The organism is Nonomuraea sp. NEAU-A123 (assembly GCF_018603905.1).
GTDB lineage: Bacteria > Actinomycetota > Actinomycetes > Streptosporangiales > Streptosporangiaceae > Nonomuraea.
On record NZ_JAHFZZ010000055.1, the window covers coordinates 1 to 9,808 of the forward strand.

A 9,808-nucleotide genomic window follows, 5' to 3' on the forward strand; every position below is an offset into this window, starting at 1 on the left:
CTGCATAGACAACACCTCAGCTACCGGGAGCCCGCTCCCGTCCACGGGTCAACTGCCCAACGATGACCACACCCCGACACTCTCCTGACCCGTGCCCCGACACCAAAGCCCTTCGTCAGCAGGCTCTAACAGGCTTGCGGCGACCTGGCGATAGTGGGCACGCTGCGCCGTAGGAAGCTGATGCCAAACCGCGGCCTGGGTGAGGCGATGCATGTTCACCAGCTCTTCCTCACCATTCCTGGAGTCTTTTTGCGAGCCACAGTGATGGTGATCATGCTGTAGGAGACCAGCAGCGCCAGCGCCTCGTCCACAGCCAGTTCGTTGGTCTCGTCCAGGACGGTGATCGGTAGGTTGTCGGGGGCATAGCAGGCCAGCAGCTTGAGCAGATGCACCGCCAGTGGGTTGACCGCGCCGATTCGCTGGTGGGACAGTGCCCAGACCTTGGCCACCACTCGTGCCGCGTCTCCACCGGTCGGCGCAGCGGCGAGCAGTCTCACGGGCATATGCGTGAGCAGGTGCAGGTAGCGGGCCAGGGTGACGCGGGGGGTGCGGGTGATATAGGCACCGGCTTGGGTCAGTGCCAGTGGCAGATCGCCGAGCCGGAGTGCCAGCTCATCCAGCAGTTTGGCCTGGCTCTCGGCAGGTGGGCCGATGAGGTCGGCGAGCAGGTCGACAGAAGCCTGGCGGTCCAGCAGGTCAAGCCGCACGGGGGTGATGCCAAGGTGCTGCCAGCCGATGTCGCGCCGGGTGGTGATCAGCACATGCCCGCAGGAGAGCCGAGCCAGGCACGGGTCGATGTGGGTGGCCTCTTCGACATTGTCGAAGACCACCAGCCAGCCAGTGCGGCTGCTCAGCCAGGCCAGCGCCCAGGCAGCGGCTTCCTCTGTGGTGGCCTGCTCGGCGGCCACAGAGTCGATCCCCGCGACCATTGCCCTGGTAAGCCCGGCCAGGCTCGCTTGTATTTGAGCAGGGCTATCGGCCTCCATCCACCACACCAGCCGGTAGTCGGCCCGATGCTGATACGCGTACTGCAGGGCCAGCTCGCTCTTGCCCACGCCGCCGAGCCCAACAATGGCCTGGGAGATGATGCCGGGTCCGGTTATGAGGGCTTCCCGCAGCGCGGATAAAGCGTGCTCTCGGCCGACGAAGGCGGCTACCGGTCGGCGCGGCAGCCCGACTAGTGCCTCTGGCTCTTCGACTCGGGATGCATCGGGTAACGATCGCCGCGCAAGCAGCCGTATGTCCCCGGTGAAAACCGAACCGGAGAGCTCCCCGCCGACCGCGACCGCCCGCGGCCCGCTCGCCTCAGCACGGCCATCGCCTTGAAGGTGACCAGGGTGAGCCGGATTGGACGGAAGTGTCATATCGCCACTGTTAAACCAACTTCGAGCTGGCGACAACTCACTCGCCCGAACTGCTCCATCTCACCCGAGGGAAGGATGTAGAGAAGCCAACCTCATTGCCCACGCATGCGCTTTCACCTGCTGCAATACGACACAGGACCGGTGCCGTGACGTATTCAACTGTGTCGTATTTGCTAAGCAGGTGCCATGGCGCAAGTTATGTCGCCCTTCTCCAGCCTGCCAGGTCGGCCCATCGGGCGAGTTCGTGTCGGGTGTCCAGGGTGTCCGGGTGCTCGATACCCAGGATGCGTTCGCGGATGGGAAGCAGGGCGGCAAGTTGGTCGCGAGCGGCGGCCGCGTCCCCCGCCTCCCCCGTCCAATAGGCGAGGCTGTGTCGGGCGATCAAGCTATCAGGGTGTTCAGCACCGAGTGTGTGTTCACGAATGGGAAGCAGGACAGCGAACTGGTCGCGGGCGGCGGCCGCGTCTCCCGCTTTCCCCGTCCAGTGAGCCAGGTTGTGGCAATTGGTCAGGGTAGTCGGGTGCTCGGTACCCAGGATGCGTTCGCGGATGGGAAGCAGGGCGGCAAGTTGGTCGCGAGCGGCGGCCGCGTCTCCTAACTGCCCTGTCCAATTGGCGATAGCACTGTGAGTGGCCAAGGCGTCAGGATGTTCGCTGCCCAGAATCTGCTGACGAATGGACAGCAAGGCAATCAACCGGCCACGAGCGGCGAGTCCATCTCCCACTTGCCCCATCCAATGAGCGAGGTCGTGGTGAGCGGTCAGGGTGTCGGGGTGCTCGTTGCCAAGAACTCGCTCGCTCACGGGGAGCAGGGCGGCAAGTTGGCCGCAGGCGGCGGCCAGATCGCCCGCGTGCCCCGTCCAGTTGGCGAGGTGACGGCGAGTGGCCAGAGTATCGGGGTGCTCGGTACCCAGGATGCGTTCGCGGATGGGAAGCAGGGCGGCAAGTTGGTCGCGGGCGGCGGCCAGGTCACCCGCCTTCCCCATCCAGTCGGCGAATCGCTGTCGAGTGGTCAATGTGTCAGGGTGTTCGGTACCCAGGATGCGCTTGCACACTGGGAGCAGGGTGGCGTATTGATCCCGGGCGGCGGCTGCATTGCCCGCTTCGCCCGTCCAGCGGGCGAGTTCGTGCCGGGTGGCCAGGGTGTCGGGGTGATTAGCACCGAAGACACATTCGATGGTGGGGAGCAGGGTGGCGAACTGGTCGCGGGCGGCGGCAAAGCCTCCCACCTTCCCGATATAGAAGGCGAGGTTGGCTTGAGTGATCAGAGTCTGAGGGTGTTCAGGGCCTGAGGTATGAAGGTGGTGGGCGTGGATCTGGCGCTGGAGGGCCAGGGCGGTGGCGTGATCGCCACTGGCGTCAAGGTAGTGGAGCACCTTGGACAGGCCGGGTGAGTCGAGGGGCAGGATAGCTCGGGCGTGCGGGAGGAGATGGCGATAGGAGGGCCAGTTGACTGGCGAGTCGGCATCGTCGGGGAGAGCGGCCTGCAGGAGAAACGCGGCCCTACGGCGGAGGGCTTCGCGCTGACCAGAAGCGAACTGGTGAAAAATTACGGTCTGGACGAGGCGGTGCACGCTCACCAGGTCCTTCGGGGCGTCGCTGAGGTCAAGATCTGAGCTGGTAGTTAAGGTGATCAAACTGTAGGAGGCCAGCAGCTCCAGTGCTTCGTCTACGGCCAGACTGTCGTCCTCGTCCAGACCGTCAAGGACGGTGACCGGCAGATTGTCGGGGGCATAGCAGGACAGCACGTTCAGTACGTGGACGGCCAGGGGATTGAGGGTCTGGATATGACCGTGGCTGAGCGCCCAGACCTTGGCCATCACCCGGGCGCTCTCCCCGCCGACCGGCACAGCGGCGTGCATCCTGGCGGGCGTCTCTTTGAGAAGCTGCAGATAACGGGCCGGGGTGACGCGAGGAGTGCGGGCAATGTAGGCGCCGGCCTGGGCCAAGGCGAGGGGCAGGTCTCCGAGCTGACCGCCCAACTCATCCAGCAGTAGGCTGTGATCCGCGGTCGAGGTGCCTATGAGATCGGCCAACAGGGCGATGGAAGCAGGGCGGTCCAGCACCTCCAGTCGCTGCGGCGTGATGCCGCGTTGCGCCCAGCCGATGTCGCGCCGGGTGGTGATCAGCACACGCCCGCGAGTGAGCCGGGCCAGATACGAATCGACGTCTACGGCTTCTTCGACATTGTCGAAGACCACCAACCAACCGGTGTGGCTGCTCAACCAAGCCAGCGACCAAGCGGCGGCTTCCTCTGTGGTGGCCTGCTCGGCGGCGACCGAGTCGACCCCCGCAACCAGTGCCCTGGCCAGCTCGGCCAATCCCGCTTGAATGTGAGCAGCGCTGTCGGCCTCCATCCACCACACCAGCCGATAGTCATCTTGATGCCGGTGCGCGTACTGTAGGGCCAGCTCACTCTTGCCCACGCCGCCGAGTCCAATGATGGCGTGAGAGATGATACCTGGTCCAGTCGCCAGGGCGTCCAGCAGTGAGGACAAGGCTTGCTCACGGCCGACGAAGACGGCCACTGGTCGGCGTGGCAGCCCGACCAGTGCTTCTGCTCTTTCTACTCGGTTTGTGTCGGGTAACGGTCGCCGCGACAGCAGCTGTATATCTCCGGTGAAGACCACGCCGGAGAGCCCTCCGCCGACCGAGACCGCCCGCACTCCGCTTGCCTCAGCATGGCCACCACCGTTATGGCAATCAGGGCGAACGGGGTTGGACGGAAGCGTCATATCGCCACTGTGAACCACCGCCGAACTGGCGGCAATTCTTGCCCGGACTGCTCGATCTCACCCCGGAGAGAAGGATGTCGAGAAGCCAACCTCATTGACTACGCATGTGCTGTCACCTGCTGCAATACGCCATGGTTGACCGGTACCGTGACGTATTCAACTGTGTCGTATTCGTCTGGTAGCTCGTCGGCGTGGTGGAAGACGTGGCGCCGTGCATCACCCGCCAGCTTGTTGCTGCTCGGTCTCCGTGAGGCTGGCCTGCGCGATAGCGCGGCTGTAATCATCCTTCGTGAAGTCGAACATGGACATGGCCCGCTTGAACGCGGTGATGGCCTCGTCGAAGCGCCGCACCTCGTGCAGGGCTATGCCGAGGTTGTTCAGCGCCATGCCTTCGCCGTGGCGGTCGCCGACCTCGCGGGAGATGGCGACGGCGTCCTGGTGGGCGGTGATGGCCTCCCCATAGCGCCGCACCTCGCGCAGGGCGATGCCGAGGCCGTCCAGCGCCTTGCCTTCGCCGTGGCGGTCGCCGACCTCGCGGGAGATGGCGACGGCGTCCTGGAGGACGGTGATGGCCTCCCCATAGCGCCGCACCTCGCGCAGGGCGATGCCGAGGCCGTCCAGCGCCTTGCCTTCGCCGTGGCGGTCGCCGACCTCGCGGGAGATGGCGACGGCGTCCTGGAGGACGGTGATGGCCTCCCCATAGCGCCGCACCTCGCGCAGGGCGATGCCGAGGCCGTCCAGCGCCTTGCCTTCGCCGTGGCGGTCGCCGACCTCGCGGGAGATGGCGACGGCGTCCTGGAGGACGGTGATGGCCTCCCCATAGCGCCGCACCTCGCCCAGGGCGATGCCGAGGTTGCCCAGCGCCATGCCTTCGCCCTGACGGTCGCCGAACTCGCGGTAGATGGTGACGGCGTCCTGGTGGGCAGTGATGGCCTCGTCGAAGCGCCGCACCTCGCGCAAGGCGAGACCGAGGTTGTTCAGCGCCCTACCTTTCTTGTGGCGGTCGCCGACCTCGCGGTAGATGGCGACGACGTCTTGGAGGACGGTGATGGCCTCCTCGAAGCGCCGCACCTCGCGCAAGGCGAGACCGAGGTTGTTCAGCGCCATGCCTTCGCCGTGGCGGTCGCCGAACTCGCGGAAGATGGCGACGGCGTCCTGGTGGGAAGTGATGGCCTCGTCGAAGCGCCGCACCTCGCGCAAGGCGAGACCGAGGTTGTTCAGCGCCCTACCTTTCTTGTGGCGGTCGCCGACCTCGCGGTAGATGGCGACGGCGTCCTGGAGGACGGTGATGGCCTCCTCGAAGTGCCGCACCTCGCACAGGGCAAGACCGAGGTTGTTCAGCGCCTGGCCTTCGCCGTGGCGGTCGCCGAGCTGGACGCTGGCGGTCACTGCGATGGCGTTGACGGCCAGGAGATCGTCGAAGCCGCGCCGCCAGGACAGGTAGGCGTTCAGGTCGGCCGGCAGACGGTGGGCGATGTGGTGGCGTGCGGTGGATTGGGCGAGGGTGACGGCGGTGACGAGATTGGCGCGTTCGGTGTCGAACCAGGCCATGGCGTCGTCTCGTCCGGTGAAGCGGTCCGGAACGGGCTGGCCGGGCAGGGCGCGTAGGTGGGCGTCGGCGAACCAGGCCGTACTGAGGTAGTGATCCAGGAGCCGGTCCAGCGCCTGCCCGCGGTCGTCGGCGGCCGCCTGGGCGTGGCCGTGCTGATCGGCGTACAGGCGGACCAGGTCATGCATACCCCACCGGCCGGTGACCGGAGCGGTGAGCAGATGCGCCCGGGCCAGCGCGGCCAGTTGTCGGCGCGCCATCGGCTCCGACGTGCCGGTCAGGGCGGCGGCGGCCGGGAGGGAGATGTCCGGGCCGGGGTTGAGCGCAAGCAGCCGAAACAGTTGGGCTTGCTCGGGCTGGTCGGCCAGTAGGTGCTGGTAGGACAGGTCAAACGCGGCCCGCACCGCCAGCGGGCGGCCATGCTGGTCACGGTCTCCGCTGTCGAGGGCATCCAACCGTTGACGGGTGTCGGCCAGTTCGGTGGCCATCTCGGCTAGGGTGCGGTCGGGTTCGGCCCGCAGCAGGGCGGCGATGATCTGCAACGCCAGCGGCAGCTGCCCGCACCGCCTGGCGATCTCCTTCGCGGGTTCGGGCTCGGCGCCGGCGCGTGGATCGGCCCGCCCCGCCTGTAGCGCGGTGCGCAGCAGGTCGAGGGACTCGGCTTCGGGTAGAACTGCCAGGTCGACCAGCTGAGCGGGCAGGGTCAGGGTGTGCCGGGAGGTGATCAGCAGCCGGTGACATGGCTGGGCCGGTAGAAGCGGTTCGACCTGGCCGGTGACGGCGGCGTTGTCGGCCACCACCAGTACCGGCAGCCCTTGGTGGGCTCGGTCGGCCAGCACCGACCGATACAAGCCCAGCTGCTCCTCGCCGGTGGGTGGCAGGTCGGTGTCGCGGATGCCCATCGCGCGCAGCAGTTGCCCTGCCGCCGCTGAGGCGGGCACGCGTTCACCGGGGTCGGGGGTGTAGCCGCGCAGGTCGATGAAGAACACCCCGCCGCCGAACCAGCCCTGCTCCATCGCCTGGTGGGCGGCCATCAGTGCGAGCGCGGTTTTGCCCACCCCGGCCATGCCTGCCACCGCCGACACCAGCATTCCCGCCCCGCCCTCGCCTGCCGGATCCAGGAAGCCCAGCACCTCCTGAAGGGCGTGGGTGCGGCCGACGAAGCCGGTCGGAGCGGCGGGCAGGCCGGCCAGGGCCTGCGGGGCGGGACCGGCGACCTGCATGGTGACGTCGCGCGCCAAGGTCACCGGCGCGTAGAACGTGCCGCCGGTGATTTTGTTGCGGGTGGCGTCCCCACCGCCTTGATCGTCAGTCATGGGTGGCTCGCTCACCGGGGCTGCTCTCAGACATTCGGATCGTCCGAAGACGAGGCAGGAGGCAGCGGTGGTTGAGCCGTGGGCGGGCCAGTGATGTCCCGGGCCATCGTGACAGGCGCGTGGAAGGTGCCACCCTTGATCGTGTTCTTGGTGTCGCCGGTCCCGGTGATGGTGGCGTGCCCGGCATCGCCGGTTTGGATCACCCCGGAGTTGTCCCGGACAGCAACGGATCCCTCCCCGCTCGCCGTGATGGTGCCTGCGCTCGAGGGCGGAGCAGTCGCTGGGGAAGAGTCCGGGCTCGAGTCTTCGCCGCGGCGGGCCAGGACAACACCGTAGATCGAGATGCTCAGCCCGGCCAGGGCGACGAACACGCCGACCACGCTGGCCAGCTGATCGGCCTGCTCCAGATCCAGCACGATGAAGATCACACCTAGCGCGCCAGCTATCAAACCGCCGACCAGTAGCGAGATCCACGGCCATGGGCTCTTTCGCGTCACCATGCCGCCATCGTGACGCCGACGGGCGCATGCCGCCACTGAATGTGTGCGAACTGCAATAAAGCCCACGACGCCCCGGTACGGTGCTTGCCGGGACGCTGCGCACCCACCGAGGTCGGATCGCCGATAGACGGGTTGGTCGAGGTGGCAGAGCGACGGCGGCGCGTGCTGGGCGGACGACACAACGTGGTGAAGGTCAAACTGACCGATGACGAGCTCACGCTCGTCAAGTCGTCTGCGGCGGAAGCGGGCTTGACGGTGCCGCATCTGCTGGCTGAGGCGGTGCTCGGCTGGATCGCCGCCCGAGGGCAGCTGCCCGCCGGAGAGCGGCGCGCGGTACTCATAGAACTGCAGGCGATCAGGCGCCTGTTGGCGGTCTACACCGACGGTCTGGACCAGCTCGCCGCCGCTGGCACAACTCGTGGATCGCCGCGTGACCTCGACGCCGCCGTGCAGGCCGTGCTCGCCCTCGCGGAGCGGCTGGACATGATTCTGGACGATCTGACTTGCCCAGCTATCGAGGGGGACGAGTGAGCGGGTAGCGGTTCCAGGTGCCGCCGGCCACGGTCACGTGCTTAGTGGCGGTGGACGGGCGAAAGCCCAGGGCGTCGGCCACGACCGGGGCGGGGGCTTGCAGGACGAGCTGGCGGAAGGCGGCGGTGCGGGTCTGCGTGGCCTGGATACCCAAGGCGCGAAGTTGTGGCAGCAGAGCGTTGGAGGTCAAGGGCTGCCCGACGCGTCCGCCGGGGAACAGCCAGCGGGCGTCGGCGTTGGTCGCGGTGTTCATGTTGGCCCGTGCGGTGCCCAGCGCGGTGAGCATGGTGGCGAAAGGTTCGGGGACGGGCGTGGGCGGGGTGCCCAGGCGCAGGAAAGTCTGGCCGTCGGAGTCGGTGATGTCGTCGAGGGTGAGCCGGAGCAGCCGGCTGACCGGCTGGGCGTACAGCAGTACCAGGCAGGCGGCGACCCGGGTGCGTAGCGGGATCGTGGTGTCGGTCAGGCAGCGGCGCAGCAGGGCCAGGCGCCGGTGCTGGCTGATCGGGACCAGGGGACGGCTGGCCCGAGTGGGCAGCCTCAGAAGGGGCATGTGGCCGTCGGCCATGGCCCAGCGCAGGAACGCTCGAGCCCGGTCCGGGTCCGGTTGCCCGGCGTACCAGCGGTCGATGTCGGCCTGGCCGGCCTGGTCTAGACGGTGCTGGCGGGCGGCCAGCCAGGTCAGGAAGGTCAGGAAGGTCGCGGCGGTGGTGAGGCGGCTGGCCGCGACGTTACGCGAGGCGGGGCCGAGCGGGCGGCGCGAAGCCTGGGTGTGGAGCTTGGGCAGCAGGTGCCAGCCGGCGAAACGGCGCAGCAGCCGGGCCTGCTCGGGGTCGGTGATTGCCGCGAGGCGGTGCTGGTACCAGCGTTCGAACAGCAGGATCTGCCGGTCGAGGCGGGGCAGCGCGCCGACGGCCATGAGCAGGTCGCGCAGGTGCGCGGCAGTGCGCCAGCTGGCCAGCTCATGCAGGGCTTGGTGAGTGAGCGGAATGCTTCCGTCGGCCAGGCCTCGCAGGTATTGGGGGACGCGGGAATTGTTGGTGATCCAGGTCAGGCCGCGTACCGGGTTGGGCATCGCGATCAGCAGCAGCCAGAACCCGGCCAGGTGCGGGGCGGGCACGCCGCGCTGGTCGGCGAGGAGGTCGTGCAGCAGGTCGGCCAGGCGCTGGCGGTCGGGTGTCCACTAGCGCCGCTGGTCTCGCAGCCAGGCCCGGTAGGCGGGGTCCGTACGGCATGGGGGCAGCGTGATCCGCGCCCGCTGAATTAGGGCGTCGTCGATCTGGTGCGCCCCGGCGGCCGGCGGCTCTGGAGGTGGTGCGGCCTGCAGGGTCATGGCTCGGGATGGATGCGGGCGCGGGTGGGACGCAGGTCGGCCAGGTCGACGACCGGCCCGCCCTCCGCCGTGCTGGCGGCGCGGGGGCGTACGACGTTCTCTGCGGTGGTCACGATCAGGTCGGACGGGGTGAGAGCGAAGATGTCGCACAACGCGGCCAGCACCGGCAGCGACAGCCGTTCCGGGGTGCCGCTGACCAGGCGGTGCACCTGCGAGGTCGACAGGGTGATGCCCCGTTCGGCCAGGTGCGGGATCAGGTCGTTGACCCGGAACATGCCGTGCTGGGCCATCACCTCGCACAGCCGCCACCGGTAGCCGACGCTCCGTTTCATCGCATCCTCCCGCTGGTCGGCTTTAAGAGGGCATTTGATTTGAGTAGATTGCGGCTTATGTTCTAGTAGGTGCCTCGCCAGGTTGGGGTGGTCTCGTCCGTTATGCGCCTGGCCAGGTTATTGATCGACGCGATGTGGATCATGGCTTGAGA

General features: G+C 67.7%; 8 protein-coding genes and 1 pseudogene. 1 reads left to right on the forward strand and 8 read right to left on the reverse strand.

Annotation, left to right across the window (positions count from 1 at the left end; translation table 11 throughout):
- Positions 1–215 precede the first annotated feature (215 nt).
- The 4 genes from KLK06_RS59100 to KLK06_RS59115 form a co-directional block, all read right to left on the reverse strand.
- On the reverse strand, positions 216–1,364 hold the full coding sequence (locus tag KLK06_RS59100; RefSeq protein WP_214644698.1) for an NB-ARC domain-containing protein: 1,149 nt from the start codon (positions 1,362–1,364) through the stop codon (positions 216–218).
- Between the two features lie 196 nt (positions 1,365–1,560).
- Positions 1,561–4,098 carry a tetratricopeptide repeat protein gene (locus KLK06_RS59105; RefSeq protein WP_250907736.1) on the reverse strand — a complete coding sequence of 846 codons (2,538 nt, stop codon included), beginning with the start codon at positions 4,096–4,098 and terminating at the stop codon, positions 1,561–1,563.
- Positions 4,099–4,314: 216 nt separating this feature from the next.
- Positions 4,315–6,963 (reverse strand): tetratricopeptide repeat protein, encoded by a 2,649-nt coding sequence (locus KLK06_RS59110; RefSeq protein ID WP_214644700.1) that lies wholly within the window; start codon positions 6,961–6,963, stop codon positions 4,315–4,317.
- 26 nt (positions 6,964–6,989) lie between these two features.
- Positions 6,990–7,463 (reverse strand): hypothetical protein, encoded by a 474-nt coding sequence (locus tag KLK06_RS59115; protein ID WP_214644701.1) that lies wholly within the window; start codon positions 7,461–7,463, stop codon positions 6,990–6,992.
- A 132-nt stretch (positions 7,464–7,595) separates the two neighbouring features.
- Here KLK06_RS59115 and KLK06_RS59120 point away from each other — a divergent pair, with 132 nt between their 5' ends.
- Positions 7,596–7,994, forward strand: coding sequence for a hypothetical protein (locus KLK06_RS59120; RefSeq protein WP_214644702.1), 399 nt, complete (start codon positions 7,596–7,598; stop codon positions 7,992–7,994).
- On the opposite strand, the gene KLK06_RS59125 is transcribed toward KLK06_RS59120, so the two are convergent.
- From KLK06_RS59125 to KLK06_RS59140, 4 genes and pseudogenes are all read right to left on the reverse strand, one after another.
- Positions 7,975–9,111: a site-specific integrase gene (locus KLK06_RS59125; protein WP_214644703.1), complete on the reverse strand. Its 1,137-nt coding sequence runs from the start codon at positions 9,109–9,111 to the stop codon at positions 7,975–7,977. The two genes, KLK06_RS59120 and KLK06_RS59125, sit on opposite strands and share 20 nt — an antisense overlap.
- 63 nt (positions 9,112–9,174) lie before the next feature.
- Positions 9,175–9,324 (reverse strand): hypothetical protein, encoded by a 150-nt coding sequence (locus KLK06_RS59130; RefSeq protein WP_214644704.1) that lies wholly within the window; start codon positions 9,322–9,324, stop codon positions 9,175–9,177.
- Complete coding sequence (locus KLK06_RS59135; protein WP_214644705.1) at positions 9,321–9,656, reverse strand: helix-turn-helix transcriptional regulator; 336 nt, start codon at positions 9,654–9,656, stop codon at positions 9,321–9,323. The genes KLK06_RS59130 and KLK06_RS59135 overlap by 4 nt, the downstream gene beginning before the upstream one ends.
- Positions 9,657–9,718: 62 nt before the next feature.
- Positions 9,719–9,808: pseudogene (locus KLK06_RS59140) on the reverse strand (IS5/IS1182 family transposase); the annotation flags it as partial.

Bases quoted from the DNA above. Each gene is read 5' to 3' on its own strand.
- KLK06_RS59100 (WP_214644698.1), bottom strand. From the start codon at position 1,364: ATGACACTTCCGTCCAATCCGGCTCACCCTGGTCACCTTCAAGGCGAT.
- KLK06_RS59105 (WP_250907736.1), bottom strand. From the start codon at position 4,098: ATGACGCTTCCGTCCAACCCCGTTCGCCCTGATTGCCATAACGGTGGT.
- KLK06_RS59110 (WP_214644700.1), bottom strand. From the start codon at position 6,963: ATGACTGACGATCAAGGCGGTGGGGACGCCACCCGCAACAAAATCACC.
- KLK06_RS59115 (WP_214644701.1), bottom strand. From the start codon at position 7,463: ATGGTGACGCGAAAGAGCCCATGGCCGTGGATCTCGCTACTGGTCGGC.
- KLK06_RS59130 (WP_214644704.1), bottom strand. From the start codon at position 9,324: ATGACCCTGCAGGCCGCACCACCTCCAGAGCCGCCGGCCGCCGGGGCG.
- KLK06_RS59135 (WP_214644705.1), bottom strand. From the start codon at position 9,656: ATGAAACGGAGCGTCGGCTACCGGTGGCGGCTGTGCGAGGTGATGGCC.